Annotated in this window: 17 protein-coding genes and 1 tRNA gene; 4 read left to right on the top strand and 14 right to left on the bottom strand. The window is 68.0% G+C overall.

Annotated elements, in window-relative coordinates; all coding sequences use genetic code 11:
• From ABDJ85_RS07320 to prfB, 10 genes are all read right to left on the bottom strand, one after another.
• A complete protein-coding gene (locus ABDJ85_RS07320) occupies positions 1-879 on the bottom strand; it encodes an LOG family protein (RefSeq protein WP_347704114.1) in 879 nt (292 codons plus the stop codon).
• On the bottom strand, positions 876-1631 hold the full coding sequence (locus tag ABDJ85_RS07315) for a HesA/MoeB/ThiF family protein (protein ID WP_347704113.1): 756 nt from the start codon (positions 1629-1631) through the stop codon (positions 876-878). The genes ABDJ85_RS07320 and ABDJ85_RS07315 overlap by 4 nt, the downstream gene beginning before the upstream one ends.
• A 75-nt stretch (positions 1632-1706) precedes the next feature.
• Positions 1707-3173, bottom strand: coding sequence for a S41 family peptidase (locus ABDJ85_RS07310; protein WP_347704112.1), 1467 nt, complete (start codon positions 3171-3173; stop codon positions 1707-1709).
• 132 nt (positions 3174-3305) lie between these two features.
• Positions 3306-4745, bottom strand: coding sequence for an aldehyde dehydrogenase family protein (locus ABDJ85_RS07305; RefSeq protein ID WP_347704111.1), 1440 nt, complete (start codon positions 4743-4745; stop codon positions 3306-3308).
• A gap of 16 nt (positions 4746-4761) precedes the next feature.
• Entirely contained in the window at positions 4762-6096 is a 1335-nt protein-coding gene (gudD, locus tag ABDJ85_RS07300; protein WP_347704110.1) for a glucarate dehydratase, read from the bottom strand.
• Between the two features lie 99 nt (positions 6097-6195).
• Positions 6196-7107 (bottom strand): 5-dehydro-4-deoxyglucarate dehydratase, encoded by a 912-nt coding sequence (gene kdgD / locus ABDJ85_RS07295; protein WP_347704109.1) that lies wholly within the window; start codon positions 7105-7107, stop codon positions 6196-6198.
• 213 nt (positions 7108-7320) lie between these two features.
• Complete coding sequence (locus tag ABDJ85_RS07290; protein ID WP_347704108.1) at positions 7321-8037, bottom strand: FadR/GntR family transcriptional regulator; 717 nt, start codon at positions 8035-8037, stop codon at positions 7321-7323.
• 159 nt (positions 8038-8196) lie between these two features.
• A tRNA-Thr gene (locus tag ABDJ85_RS07285) sits at positions 8197-8272 on the bottom strand.
• A 42-nt stretch (positions 8273-8314) separates the two neighbouring features.
• On the bottom strand, positions 8315-10981 hold the full coding sequence (pepN, locus tag ABDJ85_RS07280; protein ID WP_347704107.1) for an aminopeptidase N: 2667 nt from the start codon (positions 10979-10981) through the stop codon (positions 8315-8317).
• A gap of 16 nt (positions 10982-10997) precedes the next feature.
• Positions 10998-12102 (bottom strand): peptide chain release factor 2 gene (gene prfB, locus ABDJ85_RS07275; RefSeq protein WP_347704106.1). Its coding sequence is split into 2 segments (ribosomal slippage): positions 10998-12020 and positions 12022-12102, totalling 1104 coding nucleotides; the frame shifts between segments, so codons are not numbered across the junction.
• 108 nt (positions 12103-12210) lie between these two features.
• Here prfB and ABDJ85_RS07270 point away from each other — a divergent pair.
• Together ABDJ85_RS07270 and ABDJ85_RS07265 are read left to right on the top strand one after the other, a co-directional pair.
• Positions 12211-14385 carry a S9 family peptidase gene (locus ABDJ85_RS07270; RefSeq protein ID WP_347704105.1) on the top strand — a complete coding sequence of 725 codons (2175 nt, stop codon included), beginning with the start codon at positions 12211-12213 and terminating at the stop codon, positions 14383-14385.
• 7 nt (positions 14386-14392) lie between these two features.
• The gene (locus ABDJ85_RS07265) at positions 14393-14665 is read left to right on the top strand and encodes a DUF4212 domain-containing protein (RefSeq protein WP_347704104.1); all 273 of its coding nucleotides are present in this window, start codon (positions 14393-14395) and stop codon (positions 14663-14665) included.
• On the opposite strand, the gene ABDJ85_RS07260 is transcribed toward ABDJ85_RS07265, so the two are convergent.
• Complete coding sequence (locus tag ABDJ85_RS07260) at positions 14646-15458, bottom strand: alpha/beta fold hydrolase (RefSeq protein ID WP_347704103.1); 813 nt, start codon at positions 15456-15458, stop codon at positions 14646-14648. The two genes, ABDJ85_RS07265 and ABDJ85_RS07260, sit on opposite strands and share 20 nt — an antisense overlap.
• A gap of 179 nt (positions 15459-15637) precedes the next feature.
• Between ABDJ85_RS07260 and ABDJ85_RS07255 the strand changes: the two genes are divergently transcribed.
• Both ABDJ85_RS07255 and ABDJ85_RS07250 read left to right on the top strand, forming a co-directional pair.
• Entirely contained in the window at positions 15638-16171 is a 534-nt protein-coding gene (locus ABDJ85_RS07255) for a GNAT family N-acetyltransferase (RefSeq protein ID WP_347704102.1), read from the top strand.
• Between the two features lie 112 nt (positions 16172-16283).
• Positions 16284-18005 (top strand): acetate--CoA ligase, encoded by a 1722-nt coding sequence (locus ABDJ85_RS07250; protein WP_347704101.1) that lies wholly within the window; start codon positions 16284-16286, stop codon positions 18003-18005.
• A gap of 19 nt (positions 18006-18024) precedes the next feature.
• Here ABDJ85_RS07250 and ABDJ85_RS07245 read toward each other — a convergent pair whose 3' ends face one another.
• The 3 genes from ABDJ85_RS07245 to ABDJ85_RS07235 all read right to left on the bottom strand — a co-directional run bounded on the left by ABDJ85_RS07245 (position 18025) and on the right by ABDJ85_RS07235 (position 21173).
• The gene (locus tag ABDJ85_RS07245) at positions 18025-19686 is read right to left on the bottom strand and encodes a methyl-accepting chemotaxis protein (RefSeq protein WP_347704100.1); all 1662 of its coding nucleotides are present in this window, start codon (positions 19684-19686) and stop codon (positions 18025-18027) included.
• Between the two features lie 32 nt (positions 19687-19718).
• The gene (locus ABDJ85_RS07240) at positions 19719-20201 is read right to left on the bottom strand and encodes a chemotaxis protein CheW (protein ID WP_347704099.1); all 483 of its coding nucleotides are present in this window, start codon (positions 20199-20201) and stop codon (positions 19719-19721) included.
• A gap of 186 nt (positions 20202-20387) precedes the next feature.
• A complete protein-coding gene (locus tag ABDJ85_RS07235) occupies positions 20388-21173 on the bottom strand; it encodes a hypothetical protein (RefSeq protein ID WP_347704098.1) in 786 nt (261 codons plus the stop codon).
• Positions 21174-21175: the final 2 nt, after the last annotated feature.

The raw sequence follows: 21175 nt of genomic DNA, 5'->3' as shown, positions 1-21175 counted from the left end.
TTAAAGCAGCGGCGTGCCGCCGAGTTCGTATTCGGTTTCCAGCAGCGACCAGGCTTCCTCGGCCGTCTCGACGTAGTGGAAGAGCTTTTCGTCGCCGGGCGAGATCATGCCCGTCTCGACCAGCAGGTCAAAGTTGATCAAGCGGCTCCAGAACTCGCGCCCGAACAGCAGGATGGGGCGGCGGCGGCTCTTGCCGGTCTGGATGAGGGTGAGCGTCTCGAAGAGCTCGTCCATGGTGCCAAAGCCGCCCGGGAAGCACACCAGCGCCACCGAGCGCATCACGAAGTGCATCTTGCGCAGCGCGAAGTAGTGGAAGCGGAAGCACAGCTCGGGCGTGATGTAGGGGTTGGGGCGCTGCTCGTGCGGCAGCACGATGTTCAGGCCCACGCTCTTGCCGCCCGCCTCGTGGGCACCGCGGTTGCCGGCTTCCATGATGCCGGGGCCTCCGCCGGTGACGACGTAGATGGGGTCGCCGCCCTGGAGGGTGTTCTCGGTGATGAGCTTGGCGAGTTGGCGGGCCTCTTCGTAATAGCGGCTCATGTCGAGCTGCATGCGCGCGCGGCGGATGGCGTCGGGCCTGCCGCCGGCCTCGGCCTCGGCCAGCTGCTTCTCGGCCAGGTCACGCGGCAGGATGCGGGCACTGCCGAAGATGACGACGGTGCTTTGCACGCCTTGCTCGGTCTGCATCAGCTCGGGCTTGAGCAGCTCCAGCTGCATGCGCACGGGGCGCAGCTCCTCGCGCAGCAAAAAGGTCTCGTCGGTGAAGGCGAGCTGGTAGGCGCTGCCGGGATGGTCGTAGTCGGGGTGGCCGCCGAGGGCGCCGAGTTCGTCCTGGGCCGAGGGGATATTGCGGGCGGTGAGGTCTTGGCGTCGGTTCATGGGGCGGATTCTGACCCGCAGACTTCGCAGTGCGGGTCACGTTGTAGGGCGATGCGGCTCCAGGCCATCTGGCGCGCGTCCAGCATCAGCAACTGGCCGAGCAGGGGCTGGCCGGTGGGGATGAGCAGCTTGAGCACCTCGGCCGCCTGGGTGCAGCCGATGATGCCCACCAGGGGCGCGAACACGCCCATGGTGGCGCAGACCACGTCCTCATGCCCGCTGCTGGGCGCAAAGAGGCAGGCATAGCAGGGGCCACCCTGGCGCGGGTCGTAGACGCTGACCTGCCCGTCAAAGCCGATGGCGGCGCCCGAGACCAGGGGCTTGCCGTGGCGCACGCAGGCGGCGTTGACGAGCTGGCGGGTGGCGAAGTTGTCGCAGCAGTCCACCACCACGTCCACGCGGGGCAGCTCGGCGTCCAGCAGGGCTTCGTCAGCGCGCTGCTCGATGGGGCGGACGAAGATGTCGGGGTTGAGCGCCAGCATGCGGCGCGCGGCCGAGGCGACTTTGGCGCGGTTCAGGCTCGCCATGTCGTGGGCGATCTGGCGCTGCAGGTTGGTCAGCGAGACGCTGTCGTGGTCGACCAGGGTGATGTGGCCCACGCCGGCTGAGGCGAGGTAGAGCGCCACCGGCGAGCCCAGGCCGCCGGCGCCGATCACGAGCACGCGTGCATCCAGCAGCCGCTGCTGGCCCTCAATGCCGATCTCGTCGAGCATCAGGTGGCGCGAGTAGCGCAGCAGTTGGTCGTCGGTCATGGGGTGCGGCTCCAAAAAGCGCGAAGGCCCGCAGCGTAGCGGGCCTTGCGGGTCAGTCCTGCGGCGTGAGCACGCTTACTGGGTCTTGGCCTCAGCCTTGTCAGGGCTGCTGGCCTTGGAGGCCACCACCGGCAGGCCCTTGAGCTGGTTGAGCGCCTGCAGCAGCGGGAAGTCTTCGGCCGAGCCGAACTCGGGCAAGGGCTTGGGGGGCTCGGCGCGCTTGGCCATCTCGGCTTCGAGCTTGGCGCGGGCTTCCTCGCGGGCCTTGATGCGCGCGGCGTCGTCCTTGCCATCGTCCTTGCCGCCGGCCAGGTGCTTTTCCAGGTCGGCCTCGCGGGTGCGCAGCGCGGCAAACACATTGCCCTCGGCGGTTTCGTCCAGCAGCACGTCGGGCGTGATGCCCTTGGCCTGGATGGAGTTGCCCTTGGGCGTGTAGTAGCGGGCCGTGGTGATCTTGAGCACGGGGCTCGGGCACTTGTCGAGCGGCACGCCCTCGTTGGCCAGGCAGATCGGTGTCTGCACCGAGGCCTTGCCGAAGGTCTGGGCGCCCATCACGATGGCGCGATGGTGGTCCTGCAGGGCGCCAGCCACGATCTCGCTGGCGCTGGCCGAGCCTTCGTTGACGAGCACCACCATCGGCAGGTTCTTGAAGCCGGCGGGCAGGCGGCGCAGCGGGTCACTGCTGGGGCTGCGGCGGTAGTCGCGCGGCACGGCGCGGAAGCTCTGGGCCGCTTCCACCATCTGGCCCTTGGTGGACACGACCTCGACGTCCGGCGGCAGGAAGGCAGCAGCCACACCAATGGCACGGTCGAGCAGGCCCCCGGGGTCGTTGCGCATGTCGAGCACCAGGCCCTTGAGGTTGGGGTCCTGGCGGTAGAGGTCTTCGACGCGGGCGACGAAGTCGTCCAGCGTGCGCTCCTGGAACTGGCTGACGCGCAGCCAGGCGTAGCCGGGCTCGATCACCTTGGCCTTGACGCTCTTGGTCAGGATCTCCTTGCGGATGATGGTGACCGGGAAGCTGCGGCTCTCGTTCTTGCGGTAGATGCTGAGGTTGACCTTGGTGTCCGGGTCGCCGCGCATGCGCTTGACGGCCTGGTCCAGCGTGAGGCCGCGCACGGCGGTCTCGTCGATGCGGACGATCAGGTCGCCGCTCTTGAGGCCGGCCTTGAAGGCGGGCGAGTCCTCGATGGGGGAGATGACCTTGACCAGGCCGTCTTCCATGCCGACCTCGATGCCGAGGCCGACGAACTTGCCGGAGGTGCCTTCGATGAATTCCTTGAGCGCCTGCTTCTCGAAGTACTGCGAGTGCGGGTCCAGGCCCGAGACCATGCCGCTAATGGCGTCGGTGATGAGCTTCTTCTCGTCGACGGGTTCGACGTAGCGGCGCTTGATCTGGTCAAACACGGCGACCAGTTGCTGGATCTGTTCCAGCGGCAGCGCCGAGAGGCTGCTCCGCGCATTGGCCTGCAATTGCAAGGTTGCGAGCACGCCCGTCAGGGCTCCCACTGCCATCCAACCTGCCACCTTCAACTTGGAGCTCATGTCGCGTCCTGTACGTGCAAAACCGCCTCCCCCATAGCCTATGGGGGCGGGCCAAGTATAGGTGGCGCCCTATGGGAGACCCTGTCGTGAAGCGGTGTTTCTCCGCGTAAACGGATGCTTTGCGGGACAGCTTCAGGCCAGGGTGTAGGCCGTCTTCACCGTGGTGTAGAACTCGGCGGCGTAGCGGCCTTGCTCGCGCGGGCCGTAGCTGGAGCCCTTGCGACCGCCAAAAGGCACGTGGTAGTCCACCCCGGCGGTGGGCACGTTCACCATCACCATGCCGGCCTGGGCGTGGCGCTTGAAGTGCGTGGCGTGCTTGAGCGAGGTGGTGGCGATGCCGCTGGACAGGCCGAAGGGCGAGTCATTGGCCAGGGCCAGGGCTTCGTCGTAGTTCTTGGCGCGGATCACGCTGACCACGGGGCCGAACACCTCCTCGCGGTTGATGCGCATGGCCGGCAGGGTCTCGGTGATGAGCGCCGGGGTCAGGAAGTAGCCGGGCTGGCCGTCCGCATTGGTGGCCAGGGCTTCACCACCTTGGAGGAGCCGTCCGCCTTCGGCCTGGGCGATGCCGATGTACTCCAGGTCCTGCGCCAGTTGGCTGGGGTCCACCACGGGGCCAATGTCGGTGCCGGCTTTGCGGGCGTCGTCGATCTTGAGCGCCTTCATCTTCTCGACCATGGCGGCGATGAAGCGGTCGTGGATGCCTTCGGTCACGATCAGGCGCGACGAGGCCGTGCAACGCTGGCCAGTGGAGAAGAAGCCGCTTTGCACCGCGCAATTGACGGCCACGCCGAGGTCGGCATCGTCGAGCACGATCATGGGGTTCTTGCCACCCATCTCGAGCTGGAACTTGGCCATGCGCGCGGTGCAGGCGGCCGCCACCTTCTGGCCCGTGCCGACCGAGCCGGTGAAGCTGATGGCGGCAATGCGCGGGTCGTTCAGCAGGGTCTGGCCCACCTCGCTGCCACGCCCCATCACGAGGTTGAAGACACCGGCCGGCAGGCCGCTGCGCGACAGGATGTCGGCCAGCAGCCAGGCCGAGCCGGGCACCAGGTCGGCCGGCTTGAAGACCACGCAGTTGCCGTAGGCCAGCGCCGGCGCGATCTTCCAGGCCGGGATGGCGATGGGGAAGTTCCAGGGCGTGATCAGGCCGACCACGCCGATGGGCTCGCGCGTGACCTCGACGCCGACGCCAGGGCGCACCGAGCCCAGCACGTCGCCGCTCTGGCGCAGCGCTTCACCGGCGAAGAACTTGAAGATGTTGCCGGCGCGGACGACCTCGCCCACGGCCTCGGGCAGGGTCTTGCCCTCTTCGCGGGCCAGCATGTCGCCCAGCTCAGCCCTGCGGGCCAGGATCTCGCTGCCGACGGTGTCGAGGATGTCGAAGCGCTGCTGCGGGGTGGAGAGGCTCCAGGCCGGGAAGGCCGCGTGTGCGGCCGCGATGGCGGTCTCGGTCTGGGCGCGGTTGGCCTGGGCGTACTCGCCGATCAGGTCGCGCGTGTCCGAGGGGTTGATGTTGCGCGAGACGGAAGCGCCGTCCAGCCATTCGCCGTTGATGAGGTTCTTGAACATGTGTGTTGGGAAAGCTTCAGCGGACCAACGCGGGCCGCTTGGGGTTGAAGGTCCAGCCGGGGATCAGGTATTGCATGGCGGCTGCGTCATCGCGGGCGCCCAGGCCGTGCTGGCGGTAGAGCGCATGCGCGCGCTCGACGGCCGCCATGTCGAGCTCGATGCCGAGCCCGGGCTTTTGCGGGACCTGGACGTGGCCGCCCACGATCTGTAGTGGGTCGAGCGTCAGGGACTGGCCGTCCTGCCAGATCCAGTGCGTGTCGATGGCCGTGACGCGGCCGGGCGCAGCGGCGGCCACGTGGGTGAACATGGCCAGAGAGATGTCGAAGTGGTTGTTGGAGTGACTGCCCCAGGTCAGGCCCCAGTCGCGGCAGGTCTGGGCCACGCGCACGCTGCCGGCCAGGGTCCAGAAGTGCGGGTCGGCCAGGGGGATGTCCACGCTCTGCAGCGACAGCGCATGAGTGAGCTGGCGCCAGTCTGTAGCGATCATGTTGGTGGCCGTGGGCAGGCCGGTGGCGCGGCGGAACTCGGCCATCACCTCGCGGCCGCTGAAGCCGTCTTCGGCGCCGCAGGGGTCCTCGGCGTAGGCGACGACGCCGCGCAGGTCGCGCATCAGTCGCACCGCGTCTTTCAGCAGCCAGCCGCCATTGGGGTCGAGCGTGACGCGCGCCTCGGGGAAGCGCTCGTGCAGCGCGGTCACGGCCTCAACCTCGGCCTCGCCCTGCAGCACGCCGCCCTTGAGCTTGAAGTCGTTGAAGCCGTAGCGGGCCTGCGCGGCCTCGGCCAGGCGCACGATGGCGTCGGGGGTCAGCGCTTTCTCGTGGCGCAGGCGCAGCCAGGCGTCGCTGGCATCGGGCGCGCTGTCGTAGGGCAGCGGCGTCTGCTCGCGGTCGCCGATGAAGAACAGATAGCCCAGCATCTCGACGGCATCACGCTGCTGGCCCTCGCCCAGCAGCGCGGCCACGGGCTGGCCGAGGTGCTGGCCCAGCAGGTCGAGCAGGGCGGTTTCCAGCGCAGTGACCACGTGGATGGTGGTGCGCAGGTCAAAGGTCTGCAGGCCGCGGCCGCTGGCGTCGCGGTCGGCAAAGCGCTGCTGCACCTGGCGTAGCAGGCCCTGCAGGGCGCCGAGCGATTGGCCCAGCACCAGCGATTGCGCGTCCTCCAGCGTCTGGCGGATGCTCTCGCCGCCAGGCACTTCGCCAACGCCGGTGTGCCCGGCGCTGTCGGTCAGGATCAGCAGGTTGCGAGTGAAGAAGGGGGCATGCGCGCCGCTGAGGTTGAGCAGCATGCTGTCCCGGCCCGCGACGGGGACGACGCGGTAGCCGGTGACGACGGGGGTGGTGTGGCTTGCCATTCGGAAACGAGTCCAAGCGGCCGAAACCAAAAGGGGGCAGCGGCCGCCGAAGAAAGGGTGGGTGCGGCGCCGCACCCGGCGGCCACGCCCGTTGGCCGATTACTGCGGGCCGAGCTTGGCCATCAGCGCGCCCAACTGTTCAACCTCTGCAGGCAGCAGGTCCGACAGCGGCGGGCGCACCGGGCCGGCGCTGTGGCCAGCCAGCGTCGCGCCAGCCTTCACGATCGAGACGGCATAGCCCTCGCCCTTGTTGCGCAGGGCGATGTAGGGCAGGAAGAAGTCGCGGATCAGGGCGTCGCAGGTTTCGGTGTCGCCGGCTGCGTGCGCACGGTAGAAGTCCATCGCCGTGCGCGGGATGAAGTTGAAGACGGCGGACGAGTAGACCGGGCAGCCCATGGCCTTGTAGGCGCCAGCAAAGAGCTCGGCCGTGGGCAGGCCGCCCAGGTAGGCAAAGCGCTCGCCCAGGGTCTGGCGGATGGACACGAACTTCTCGATGTCTCCGAGGCCGTCCTTGAAGCCGATGAGGTTGGGGCAGCGGTCGGCCAGCACCTGCAGGCTTTGCGGTGTCAGGCGGCACTGGCCGCGGTTGTAGACGACGACGCCGATCTTGACGCTCTTGCACACGGCCTCGACGTGGGCGATCAGGCCTTGCTGGCTCGCCTCGGTCAGGTAGTGGGGCAGCAGCAGCAAGCCCTGCGCGCCGAGGCGCTCGGCCTCTTGCGCGTACTGGATGGCGAGCCGCGTGCCGCCACCCGCGCCGGCCAGGATGGGCGTGCGGCCCCGGCAGGTGTCCAGGGCCACCTGGATCACACGGCTGAACTCGGCCGGCTCCAGCGAGAAGAACTCACCCGTGCCACCAGCCGCGAACAGCGCCGTGGCGCCATAGGGCTGCAGCCACTCCAGACGGTCGGCGTAGGCCTTGGGCGCGAAATTCAGTTCGGCATCGAAATCCGTGAGAGGGAAGGACAGAAGACCAGACTTGAGGACTTGCTTGAGCTCTTGGGGCGACATCGTGGTGCTTGAAAGAACAGCGAAGGAGACCGGCCGGGGGCGCGGACGGATGAATTTGTTGTATGTCATCGTACAACCACCGGAGCGCAATCGCAAGTCAGTCGGTCGGGATCTGCCCAATCCGACACGCTAAGCCCACTCGGTGCCGCGACAGATGCCAGCCAGAAGGCGCCGGCAGTGCGGATTTTGGCCCCTGTCGTGGGGAGGCCCGGCTCAGCTGGTCTGCGAGCGGCGGCGGCGTTCGCGGCTGTTGCTCAGGTGCATGCGCATGGCTGCACGGGCCGCTTCGGCATCGCCGGCGGCGATGGCGTCGTAGATGCTTTCGTGCTCTGCCTGCACGCGGCGCAAGTAGGCCAGCTCGCTGGCGCGTTCGGCGGCGTCCACCGACAGGCGGGCGCGGGGAATGATCTGGCTGCCCAGCGTCAGCATCAGGTCGTAGAAATGCGCGTTCTGCGTCGCTCGGGCGATCTCGGAGTGGAACTGGAAGTCCGAGGCCACGGCGTTCTCGCCGGTCTGCAGCGTGGCGGCAATCGCGTCCAGCGCCTGGCGCATGGTGGCCAGGTTGGCGTCGGAGCGACGCAGCGCAGCCAGCGCGGCGGCTTCGGTTTCGAGGCCGATGCGCAGCTCCAGCACGGCGATCACGTCCTGCAGGGTGCCGAGCTGGTCGGCGCTGAGCTTGAACGACGCGCCAGCCAGGCTGTCCAGCACGAAGGTGCCGACGCCATGGCGTGTCTCGACCAGACCCGAGGCCTGCAGCTTGGAAATCGCCTCGCGCACGACGGTGCGGCTGACGCCGAACTCGCTCATCACCGAGGCCTCGGTGGGCAGGCGGTCGCCGGGCGCCCAGTCGCCGCGCCGGATGCGCTCGGCCAGCGCTTCCACAAGTTCCAGCGCCAGGCTGCGGGGACGGCGGCGAAGGGGAGTGTCCATGCTGGGATCCGGAGCCTCGTGAAATGTCTCGGAGATCAACTTGGCAAAAGTTGCGCGACGTTTGGCCATGCAATCGCGGAGCCGTTGACAGCGCTGGCACCGCTGGTCGCGTCAAGAAAAAAGGCGATTGGAAATGAACCCAACCGCCTTTTAGAAGCCTGGTGCCGGCAAGAGGAGTCGAACCCCCGACCTTCGCATTACGAATGCGCTGCTCTACCAACTGAGCTATGCCGGCCACGCACTTGACGTGAGCCCGCGATTATAGAAGTAAAACGCCTCAGGCCTCCCCGGACGCCAGTGCCCGCTCGACGATCTCGCGTACATCGGGCGAGAGGTCGGGCTTGGCGGCCACGCGGGCCACGGCTTCGCGGGCGGCGCTGCGGTAGGGCTCGGCCAGTTGGCTCCAGCGGTCCAGCGCGCGTGAGATGCGGCTGGCCAGCATCGGGTTGAGGGCGTCAATGGCCAGCACCTGCTCGGCCCAGAGCACATAGCCGGCGGCGTCTGTGCGGTGGAAGGCCGCGGGGTTGAACAGCAGCAGCGAGGCCAGCAGGCTGCGAGCGCGGTTGGGGTTCTTGAGCGTGAAGTCGGGGTGCTGCAGCAGACTCTTGGCGCGCGCAAAGACCTTGCCGTCCACCTCCGGGGCGCGGGCCTGGAGGCTGAACCATTTGTCGATGACCAGGGCGTCGTCCTTGAAGAGCGCGTGGAAGCGCTCAAGCGCCGGCGCGGCCAGCTCGGCTTGGGCGGCGACGAGGGCGGCCAGCGCGCCGAAGCGGTCGGTCATGTTGGACGCGTCCTTGAAGCGTTGGTAGGCCTTGCCGGGCCAGACCGTGTCGCCCGTGGTCTGCGCATCCAGGACCAGCATCGACAGCGCCAGGTTCGCCAGTGCACGCTTGCCGGAGGAGACGGGGTCGGGCGTGTAGCCGCCCTGGATCTGGTTGGCCTCGTAGGCGGCGATCCAGTCGTCGCGCAGCGCGGCGGCCAGCTGAGTCTGCGCGGACATCACGGCGGTGTGGATGGCCTGCGGGTCCACCACGTCCAATTGCTCGGCGATATAGGCCTCGCCGGGCAGGGTGAGGGCGAGTTCCTTGAACGCGGGGTCGAGGTCGGGGTGGCGCAGCACGGCGCGCATGGCCTCGATGAAGGCACTTGAGAGCACCAGCGGCTGGCCAGCGCGCAAAGCGGCCAGGATGCGGTTCAGCGCCAGGCGCTGGCTGGCTTCCCAGCGGTTGAAGGGGTCGCTGTCATGGCGCAGCAGCACCAGCAGGGCGGCATCCGACAGGCCATCGTCCAGCACCACGGGCGCGGAGAATCCACGCAGCAGCGAGGGCACGGGCTCGTGCTCGATGTTCTCGAACACGAAGGACTGCTCGGCCTGCTCCAGCACCAGGGTGCGCTCGGTGGCGCCGCTGGCATCCAGCGCCAGGGCCTGGCCGTGGCGGTCCAGCAGGCCCATGACGACCGGGATCACCTGCGGCAGCTTGTCCGCCTGGCCGGGCGTGGCGGGGGTGTGCTGGCGCAGCTTGAGCGTGTAGGTGCGCGCGGCGGCGTCGTGTTCGCCCAGGGCGGTCACGCGTGGTGTGCCGGCCTGCGAGTACCAGCGCTTGAAGGCGTCGAGCCGCGAGGCGAGCGGCGAGCCGGGGTTGGCGTCGGCCATGGCGGCCGCGAAGTCGTCGCAGGTCACGGCCTGGCCGTCGTGGCGTTCGAAGTAGAGCTTCATGCCCGCCTCGAAGCCCTTGCGGCCAACCAGGGTCTGGTACATGCGGACGACTTCGGAGCCCTTCTCGTAGACGGTGGCGGTGTAGAAGTTGTTGATCTCGCTGTAGCTGTCGGGCCGCACGGGGTGGGCCATGGCGCCGCTGTCCTCGGGGAACTGCACGGCGCGCAGCGCGCGCACATCCTGGATGCGGCAGACGGCGCGGGCGCTGGGGCTGCCCGCCATGTCCATCGAGAACTCCTGGTCGCGGAAGACGGTGAGGCCTTCCTTGAGCGAGAGCTGGAACCAGTCGCGGCAGGTGACGCGGTTGCCGGTCCAGTTGTGGAAGTACTCGTGCGCGACGATGGACTCGATGCGAGCGAAATCGGTGTCGGTGGCGGTGGCGGGTGAGGCGAGCAGGGCGCTGGTGTTGAAGATGTTGAGGCCCTTGTTCTCCATCGCGCCCATGTTGAAGTCGGACACGCCGACGACCATGAAGCGCTCCAGGTCCAGCGGCAGGCCAAAGCGGGCCTCGTCCCAGACGATGGAGGCGACCAGCGAGTTCATCGCGTGCTCGGTCTTCTCCAGATCGCCCCGGCGCACATAGACCTGCAGCAGATGGTCCTTGCCCGCGCGGGTGCGGATGCGCTGCTCGCGCGTGACCAGGTCGCCCGCGACGACGGCGAACAGATAGCTGGGCTTGGGAAAGGGGTCGTGCCAGGTGGCGAAGTGGCGGCCGTTGTCGAGCTCGCCGGTCGCCTGCAGATTGCCGTTGGCCAGCAGCACCGGGTACTTCTTGGCGTCGGCGCGCAGGGTCACGGTGTAGACCGCCATCACGTCGGGCCGGTCCAGGAAGTAGGTGATGCGGCGGAAGCCCTCGGCCTCGCACTGGGTGAAGAAGCTGCCGCCCGAGGTGTAGAGGCCAGAGAGGGCCGTGTTCTTCTCGGGGGCACAGGTGCTGCGGATCTCCAGCAGGAAGTCGGCGTCCGGGGCGCTCTCGATGATCAGCTCGTGGCCCTCCTGGCGGAAGGACACGCTGCTGCCGTCGATCAGCACGCGCAGCAGGTTCAGCTCCTCGCCATGCAGGCGCAGCGGGCCGTGCGGCACGGCGTGGTTGCGCTCGATCTGCAGCTTCGAGCCCACGATGGTCTTGGCGGGGTCGAGGTCGAAAGTGAGTTCGACCTTGCGGATCCAGTAGGCCGGCTGCTGGTAGTCGGCGCGGTGGATCAGGGCGGCGGTGCCTTCACGCATGGAGAGTCCTTGGGATTCAAACGCCCTGTTTCAGGCTTTCGTGGATGAAGGCGTCGAGATCACCGTCCAGCACCTTCTGGGTGGCCGAGGTCTCGTAGTTGGTGCGCAGGTCCTTGATGCGGCTTTGGTCGAGCACGTAGGAGCGGATCTGGTGACCCCAGCCGACGTCGGTCTTGGTGTCTTCGAGCTTCTGCTGCTCTTCCATGCGCTTGCGCATCTCGTGGTCGTAGAGGCGGCTGCGCAGGCGCTTCCAGGCGACGTCACGGTTGGAGTGCTGGCTGCGCCCGTCCTGGCACTGCACGACGATGCCGGTCGGGATGTGGGTGAGCCGCACGGCCGAGTCGGTCTTGTTGATGTGCTGGCCGCCCGCGCCGCTGGCGCGGAAGGTGTCGGTGCGCACGTCGGCGGGGTTGATGTCGATCTCGATCGAGTCGTCCACCTCGGGGTAGACGAAGAGCGACGCGAAGGATGTGTGGCGCCCGCCGGAAGAGTCGAACGGTGACTTGCGCACCAGACGGTGCACGCCGGTCTCGGTGCGCAGCAGGCCGAAGGCGTACTCGCCCTCCACCTTGATGGTGGCGCTCTTGATGCCCGCCACGTCACCGGGCGTTTCGTCTTCGAGCGTGGCCTTGAAGCCCTTGCGCTCGCAGTACTTCAGGTACTGGCGCAGCAGCATGCCGGCCCAGTCGCAGGCCTCGGTGCCGCCGGCGCCAGCCTGGATGTCGATGAAGCAGTTGCTCGGGTCGGCCGGGTTGTTGAACATGCGGCGGAACTCCAGGTCCTCGACCGTGGCGCGCAGCTTGTTCGCGTCGTCCTCGATGGCCAGCATGCCGGCCTCGTCGCCTTCCTCGCGGCTCATCTCGAACAGTTCAGCGTTATCCGCCAGGGAGCTGGTCAGATGCCGGATGGTGTCCACCACCCCTTCGAGCTGGCGCTTTTCCTTGCCCAGCTCCTGGGCGCGCTTGGGTTCGTCCCAGACCTTGGGGTTCTCCAGCGCGGTGTTGACTTCGTTCAATCGCAGGGCTTTGCGATCGAAGTCAAAGATACCCCCTTAGCGCGTCGGTCCGCGCTGAGAGATCGGCGATCAGGTTGCCGATTTGATTGATGTGTTCGATGTCCATGGTGGGCACTGCTTTTCTGAAGCGCGCGATTTTTGCATGGAGAGCAGGCAAACTCCGGCCGCCGGGGTCATGGCCGCCGAGGGCGGCGCCCGGCCGGAGACCATCTGCATGAACCGACGACTTGTGCGGGCCTTGGTGCAATCCATCATCGCCGCCGCCACCCTCCTCGGGGCTACCCGCCCCGTCAGTGCTGACACCCTTCAGCCCCCCGTGGCGCTCAAGAAGCCGCGCGACGTCAGCGTCCACGGCGACCGCCGCATCGACGACTACTTCTGGCTGCGCGAGAAAGACAGCCCCGAGGTGCAGGCCCATCTGCAGGCCGAAGCGGCCTACGCGGCGGCGTGGTTCAAGCCCATTGAGGGGCCGATGGACCAGCTCTTCGAGGAGATGAAGGCCCGCGTGCTGCAGCGCGACCAGGCCGTGCCCGCGCGTCGTGGCCGCTACTGGTACGGCAGCCGCACCGAGGAGGGCAAGCAATACCCGATCTACTTCCGACGCCTGGCCCAGGGCCCGCAGCGCTTCTACAGCGAGCAGGCGGCCGAGGAGCCCATGCTCGACGTCAATGAGCTGGCCACCACGCGCAAGTTCGTGGCGCTCAATGGCATGGCCGTGAGCCCGGATGACCGCTGGCTTGCCTATGCGGTGGATGCGACCGGCGCGCGCGACTTCGAGCTGCACATCAAGGACCTGCAGACCGGCGAGGACCGCGTCGTGGCCACCACGCCGCATGCCGACGCCTTTGTGTGGGCCTCTGACAGCAAGACCCTCTTCTACATCCGCCACAACGAGGCCCGCCGCTCGCACCAGCTGTGGCGCCATGTGCGGGGCGCCACTGCGGGCGACGTGCTGGTGCACGAGGAGCGAGATGATCTCTTCAACCTGCTGCTGCTCAAGTCGCTCGACGGCAAGACCCTGATGCTGGGCGCCCAGTCCAAGGACACCATGGACTGGCGGCTGCTGCCGGCCGACCAGCCCACAGCCGCCTGGCGCGAGGTGCTGCCGCGCGTGGCGGGCCAGGAATACGCCGTCACGCCTTATGGCCGCGAGCTGCTGGTGCGCATCAATGACCGCGGGCCCAACTTCCGCCTGGTGCGCCTGCCCGTGCGGGCCGGCACCGGCCCGGTCGCCACGCAAGCCCAGTTGCGCAGCGCCGCGCAGCTGATGCCACACCGCGACGACGCCATGATCGAGAACGTGCTGGCCTTCAAGACCCACGCCGTCGCCCAGGTGCGCGAAGGCGGCTCGGTCAAGCTGCGCCTGCTGCGCGCGCAGGGTGGCAGCGGCGCGCGTGACGTGGTGTTTGACGAGCTGGCCTACAACGCCGTGCTGACGCCGCCCAGCGAGTTCGACGCCGACCGCGTGCGCTTCATCTACAACTCGCTGACCACGCCCAGCTCCACCTACGAGGCCGAACTGGCCACCGGCAAGCTGCACCTGCTCAAGGTGCAGCCCGTGCAGGGCGGCTACGACGCCAGCCGCTACGCCAGCGAGCGCCTGTGGTTCAAGGCGGCCGATGGCACCCAGGTGCCGGTCAGCCTGGTCTACCGCAAGGACCTGCGCGCCAAGGGCCCTCAACGCCTGCTGCTCTATGGCTACGGCAGCTACGGCATCCCCACGGACCCGCGCTTCACCAGCCCGCGCCTGTCGCTGCTGGACCGGGGCGTCATCTTCGCCATTGCCCACATCCGTGGCGGCGGTGACCTGGGCCGGCGCTGGTACCTGGACGGCAAGCTGGACAAGAAGATGAACACCTTCACCGACTTCGTCACCTGCGCCGAGGGCCTGGTGGCGCGCGGCTACACCCAGCCCTCGCAGCTCATCATCCAGGGCGGCAGTGCCGGTGGCTTGTTGATGGGGGCGGTTACCAACCTGCGGCCCGATCTCTTCAAGGCCGTGGTGGCCCAGGTGCCGTTTGTCGACGTGATCAACACCATGCTCGACGACACCCTGCCGCTGACCACCGAGGAGTACATCGAATGGGGCAACCCCAACAAGCCCGCCGAGTACGCCTGGATGCGCACCTACAGCCCCTACGACAACCTCAAGCCCGCCGCCTACCCGGCCGTGCTGGCGCGCACCGCCATCAACGACAGCCAGGTGCCCTACTGGGAAGCAGCCAAGTACGTGGCCAAGCTGCGCACGCTCAATAGCGGCAGCGGGCCGGTGCTGTACGACATCAACATGACCGCCGGCCATGGCGGCGCGTCGGGCCGCTTCGATGCGCTGCGCGAGGTGGCACGCACCTACGCCTTCATGCTCCAGCAGTGGGGCTTGCTGAAGTGAGCCGCGCATGAATGCTGACTTGATGCCCGCCCCCGCCCCTGCCACGCATTGGCAGCGCACCCGGCGCCTGACGCTGGGCCTGTTGCTGCTGTGGGTGCTGCTGGTCTTCGTGCCGGTCTATTTCGCGCGTGAATTGAGCTGGACGTTGATGGGCTGGCCGCTGTCCTTCTGGCTGGCCTCGCAGGGCTGCGTGCTCGGGTTCGTGGCCATCGTCCACCTCTATGCGCGCCGCATGGAGCGGCTGGACGCTGAGGCGCGGCTCAGCGAAGAAAGCCGCTGACCTCGGCCGCCAGCAGGGCTGGCTGGTCGTGGTGCAGCATGTGGCCGGCGTCGGGCAGCACGCGGCGCTGCAGCTGGGTGACCTGGGCCAGCCGGGCGTCAAAGTCCTCGCGCCGGTAGCGGCCGCCCCACCAGCGCAGCACCTGGGTGTCGGCGCCCTCGACCCACAGCGTGGGCGCCGTGATGGCGCGCCAGCAGGCGTCCACCTCGGCGGCGCGGTAGAGCACGGGGTTGACGCGCTTGTGCACGGGGTCGGCGCGCAGCGCATAGCCTTCAGGCCTCTTGCTGGCCCAGTGCGGCGCCAGCCAGGCGGCCTTGTCATCGGGCAGGCGCGGGTTGTTCTTCTGCAGCCGGGCGGCCACGTCGGCCAGACTGGCATAGGGCTTGAGCTGGGCGGGCTCCTTCAGCTCGTCCAGCCATTGCGCCAGGCGTTGCGGCGCGGCCTCGGGCGGGTTGTCGGGCAGGCCGAAGCCTTCGAGATTGATCAAGCGCCGCACCCGCTGGGGCCGTACCCCCGCGTAGCTCATGGCGATATTGCCGCCCATGCTGTGGCCGAGCAGGTCCACCGGGGCGTCGGGGCTGAGCTGGTCGATCAGGGCGTCGAGGTCGCCCAGGTAATCGGGGAACCAGTAGGCATCGCTGCCGCTGGTGTCCGAGAGCCCGAAACCCCGCCAGTCCAGCGCCACGATCTCACCTTCAAAACCCTGGGCCAGCAGGCTGTCGGCCATGAACTGGAACGAGGCGCCCACGTCCATCCAGCCATGCACCGCGATCACCATTGGTTGCCCAGTCACGGGTTTCCCCCAGCGCAGGATGTGGTGGCGCAGGCCTCGCAGAGTGAGAAAGTCGTCAAGCTGCGGATACACCGCGACATAGCAAGCACACATGCCGGCTACTCTAGAGCCTGACGACGGCGATGCAAGCATCCCTGTCCGTGGCTTCGTGGGCTTTCGGCCTGTCCAAAATTCAAGATATGTTTACCCGTAACAAACCTCAGATCCGCGCCGCGCAGCCCCAAGACCTGCCCATCATCGTTCGGCTCATCGAGGAACTGGCCGAGTTCGAGCAACTGACCCACCTGCTCGAAGTGACACCCGAGAAGCTCGGGCCCCACCTGTTCGGCCCCCGGCCGGTGGCGGAATGCCTGATCGGTGAGATCGACGGCGAGGCGGTGGCCTTTGCCATCTTCTACACAAACTTCTCGACCTTCCTGGGCAAGCCCGGCATGTACCTGGAAGACCTGTACGTGCGCCCCGCCCACCGCCGTAGCGGCCTGGGCAAGGCGCTGCTGGTACACATGGCCGAGCTGGCCTGCGCGCGCGACTACGGGCGCTTCGAGTGGTCGGTGCTGGGCTGGAACGAAGACGCGGTGCGCTTCTACCAAAAGCTCGGCGCCGAGGTACTGCCCGACTGGCAGCTTTGCCGCCTGACGGGCGACGCGCTGAAGCGCTACAGCGGCGAAGAAACGCCGGGCAAGTGGTCGGCCTCGTCCTGGCTGCCCCTGTAAGCCGCCAGCTGTCGGCGAGTTAGCGCGGGTTAACGCGGATCTAACGGGTCTGGTCGGGCTTCAAGCCCGCCACTAGCATCGGTCCCCCCTGAAGACGCGGAGGGACGCGCCGATGGCTGTCGATCGCTACACAGCGCTGTACAAGGCCTTTCGCTGGCAGGTTCCGCCGGACTTCAACATCGCGGAGGCCTGCTGTGGCCGCTGGGCCCGCGAGACGCCCAACAGCCCCGCGCTGATCGTTGAGAGCGAGTTTGGCGGCAGCATGCAGCACAGCTTTGCGCAGCTGCAGCGCACGGCCAACCGGCTCTCCAACGCCCTGGTGGCGCAAGGCGTGCGGCGTGGCCACCGGGTGGCCATCGTGCTGCCCCAGCGCTTTGAAACCGCCGTGGCCCACATCGCCATCCAGCAGATCGGGGCCGTGGCCATGCCGCTGTCCCTGCTGTTTGGCGCCGAGGCGCTGGAGTACCGGCTGCGCGACAGCGGCACGGTGCTGGCCATCGTGGCCTGCGAGGCGCTGCCCGCGCTGCGCCAGGCCAAGCCGCGCTGCGAGGCGCTGCGCCGTGTGATCGTGGTGGGCGAGTGCACGGCCGAGGTCTCGCCGGCCCTTGAAGAGATCGGCTGGATCGACGCCCTGCAAGCCGAAGAAGCGCGCTTCAAGTCCGCCGAGACCCTGGCCACCGACCCGGCCTTGCTGCTCTACACCAGCGGCACCACCGGCAACCCCAAGGGCGCGCTGATCCCGCAGCAGGCTTTGGTGGGCAATCTGCCGGGCTTCATCGCCAGCCAGAACTGGTTCGGTTTCGACCCCGAGGACGACGACAAGCCCAGCGAGGCGGTGTTCTGGTCGCCTGCCGACTGGGCCTGGACCGGCGGCTTGATGGACGCGCTGCTGCCCAGCCTCTACTTCGGGCGGCCCATCCTGGCCTACCAGGGGCGCTTCCAGCCGGCCAAGGCCTTCGAGCTGATGGCACGTCACGGCGTCACGCACGCCTTTCTCTTCCCGACCGCGCTCAAGGCCATGATGAAGGCCGAACCCCGGCCGCAGCGCCACCGCCTGCGCCTGCAGGGCCTGATGAGCGCGGGCGAGGCCGTGGGCGATGCCGTGTTTGCCTGGTGCCGCGACGAGTTGGGCGTCACCGTGAACGAGATGTTCGGCCAGACCGAGATGAACTACGTGGTGGGCAACTCGCACGCGGTCTGGCCGGCGCGGCCGGGCAGCATGGGGCGGCCCTACCCGGGGCACCGCGTGGCCGTCATCGACGAGCAAGGCCGCGTCTGCGCCCCGGGGGAACTGGGCGAGGTGGCCGTGCACACGCGTGACGCCCATGGCGACCCCGACCCCGTCTTCTTTCTCGGCTACTGGAACAACACGGCGGCGACGCAGACCAAGTTCACGGGCAATCCGAGCGACAGCTGGTGCCGCACGGGCGACCTGGCCACCCAGGACGCCGACGGCTATCTTTGGTACCAGGGCCGGGCGGACGACATGTTCAAGGCCGCCGGCTACCGCATCGGCCCCGGCGAGATCGAGAACTGCCTGGTCAAGCACCCGGCCGTGGCCAATGCGGCCGTGGTGCCCAAGCCTGACGCCGAGCGCGGTGCGCTGGTCAAGGCCTTTGTGGTGCTGGCCCCTGGCCGGGTGGGCGATGCGGCCCTGGTGGCCGCACTGCAGGCGCATGTGCGTGAGCGCCTGGCGCCCTACGAGTACCCCAAGGAGATCGAGTTCATCGACACCCTGCCCATGACCACCACGGGCAAGGTGCAGCGCCGCGTGCTGCGCCTGCGGGAGCAGGCCTTGGCGGAGGCATCGGCGGCGGCTGCAGTGGCCGCCTGAGATCCCCACCAGCCGCCACTCAGAAGGCTTCCCAGGTCGTTTCCGACGCGGGCAAGGGCGCTGCAGTGCGCCGAGCGGGCCGAGCGGGCAGCTCAGCACGAGCCGGCGCCACGTAGGCTGGGGCAGCGCGCTCCTGTTGCACCTGGAAGGCGCTCACCGCGCGTGACAGGCTCTCGGCCTGTTGCGACAGGCTGCTGGCCGCTGCAGCGCTTTCTTCCACCAGGGCCGCGTTCTGCTGGGTGACCTGGTCCATCTGCGTGACGGCAGCGTTGATCTGGTCGATGCCGCGGCTCTGCTCATCGGCCGTGCTGGCGATCTCGGTGATCAGGTCATTGACTTTGCGCACTTGGTCGAGGATGTCGCTCATGGCCTGGCCGGCCTCCGCTACGTGCCGGCTGCCGGCCTCGACCTTGTCGGCGCTGCTGCCGATCAGGGCCTTGATCTCGCGGGCGGCCTCGGCGCTGCGCTGGGCCAGCACGCGCACCTCGCCGGCCACGACGGCAAAGCCGCGTCCTTGCTCGCCCGCGCGGGCCGCCTCGACGGCGGCATTGAGGGCCAGGATATTGGTCTGGAAGGCGATGCCATCGATCACGCCAATGATGTCCACCACCTGACGGCTGCTGTGGCTGATGTCCTCCATGGTGCTGACGACGTTGTCCACCGCCGCGCCGCCCCGGCCCACGGCGTCGCTGGCCTGGGTGGCCAGTTGGCTGGCGGTGCGGGCCGTGTCGGCGCTTTGGCGCACGGCGCTGGTCAGCTGTTCCATCGAGCTAGCGGTTTGCTGCAGGCTGGAGGCTTGCTGCTCGGTGCGGCTCGACAGGTCCTGATTGCCGGCCGCGATCTGGCCGGATGCCGTGGTGACCGACTCCACCCCCGAGCGCACCTCGCCCACCACGTGGCGCAAGGCCTCGATGGTGGCGACCAGGTTGCGCTGCAACTCGCCGATCTCATCACTGCGGTTGATGGGCGCGTCCACGGTCAGGTCGCCGCTGGCCACGGTCTTGAGCGTGGAGATCACGCCCTGCACGGGGCGCGTTACCGACCGCGTCACCAGCACGCCGGCCACCACGGCCACCACTACGCCCAGCACAGCAGCGCCTAGCACCAGGGCCGTCACGCCTTGCACCGTCAGCACGGTGGCTTCGCCATCCTCTTCCATCAGCTTTTCCTGGAACGCCACCATCGCGTCGATCTTGCCCTGGTATGCCAGTTGGCGGGGGCGCACGCGCTCCAGCAGCACGCTGCGTGCCGTGGCCGTGTCCTGCTGCTTGATGGCCTGCAGGAAGGTGTCCAGCTCGGCGAGATAGGCGGCCCGTGTGGCTTCCACCTCGGTCAGGATGGCGTGGCCCTGTGTCGTGTGGACCGTGGCCTCCAGCTGCTTGTACTTCTCGTTGTTGATGCGGCCGGCTTCGGCGATGGCCCCCAGTTGTTTGCGGCGGTCCTCTTCGCTGTCCATGATCAGCAGATTGCGGGTGCTGCGGGCTTGCTGGTTGACTTGGTGGCCCAGCTCGTTGACGAGCTTGACCTTGACATAGCGGTCGTGCAGCACGCCGTCGAGGCGCTCATTGATGCTGGCCAGGCCCGAACGGGCGATCAAGGCCATGGCCAACAGCAGCAGGGTGAGTACACCGAAAGCCAGGCCGAGCCGGGTGCCGATGCGCAGGGTCTTGAACGCGTTCATTGGAGAGTCCGTCGGGGTAGTGGGGTTGTGGTTCAAAGGTCGCTCAGCAGGGCGGCCAGGTCGACCAGTTGCAGCAGTCGTTCGCCACTCGTGGTCTCGAGCCGGGCCAGCCCGGTCAGGTATTCGGTGCGCACCTGGTGGCCCAGGCGAGGGGAGGGCTGGATGCAGCTGGGGTCGAGCGCCACCACGTCGGCCACGGCGTCCACGACCAGACCAAAGGTGCGGTGCCCAAGGCGGATCACGATGGTCACGGTCTGCGAGTCGATCAAGGCCGGCAAGCCCAGGCGATGGCGCAGGTCGATCAGCGGCACGATGACGCCACGCAGGTTCATCACGCCCAGCACCTGGGCGGGCGCGTTGGCGATACGGGTCGCCGGCTCGTAGCGGCGGATCTCCTGCACGGCCAGGATGTCCAGCGCGTACTCCTCCTGGCCCAGGCGGGCGGTGAGCACTTCGCGCAGCGTGGCGCCGGCTGAAGCGCGGGCTTGGGGTTCGATGAGTGCGAGGGCCGTCATGATGATCTCCTTAAGTGATCAAAATGATAAATGTGATAGGCACATTGGCGAGCGCTATCCGCGCTTCGCCGGGGCGGAATTCGTGAGGGAGTGCGCAAAGCTGGCGCGCCAGATTTCGGGAAAGCCCGAATCCGGAAACCGCAAATCTGATTCGACCGGTGTCGCCGTCCCGGCGACCGGCGGGCCTCAGCTGCCCAGCTTCAGGTTCAGCTTGGTGCCGGGCGTGGGCACCAGGCGGGCGCTGTCGCCCCAGCGCTCTTGGCCGGTCAGCAGCAGGCAAACGCGGGCGGGCTCGCCGTCTTTGGCTTGTTGTGCGCGATCGTTGGCCGGCAGTTGAACCGCCATCAGCTGCCCTTCGGGCCGTTCGCCCTCGTGCCACTCCAGCTCGAAAGGGGCCTGCGGCGCACAGACCAGCACGCCCTGCACGTCCGGGAAGAGCCAGCGCAGATACCAGGGCAGCAGCTCGGTCTTGAGCCGGTGCGACAGGCGCATCAGCCGCCGAACCGTGGCCATGTCCAGCTGCTCGGGCGTGAGGTTCAGCTCCAGGCTGCCGCGTACCGTCATCTGCCCTTTGGCGGTGTTGGTTGCCACCTCGGCGGACTTGGCCTGCTCAGCCGGCAGCAGGGGCAGCTTGAAGCTGCCGTCGGGGGCGATCTGGATGGGGTGGTAGCCCTCGTCAGACGCGATGGCCATGCGCATCTGGGCGATGGGCACCTTGGACTTCTCGGCATCCACCTTCCAGTCCATGCGCACCAGGCCTTCGCCGTATTGCGCCAGCTTGCGCATCAGCTCATTGATGCGGCCGTAGGGCATCACGCTCTGGTCGCGCTTGAGCTGGGTTTCGACGGTGGGCAGCACGGCGGGCGTGTCCGGGGCGTCCTGGGCACGCGCCCCGCTGCTCAGCAGCGCGATGCCTGCCAGGGTGAGGTGCAGGAGCTGCTGCTGTGGGGCGGGGAGGCGGCGTTTCGTCATCA

The organism is Roseateles paludis (genome assembly GCF_039872745.1).
Lineage (GTDB): Bacteria > Pseudomonadota > Gammaproteobacteria > Burkholderiales > Burkholderiaceae_C > Pelomonas > Pelomonas paludis.
Note: the sequence above shows the minus strand (reverse complement) of the source record. Positions and strands in the feature narration are given on the sequence as shown.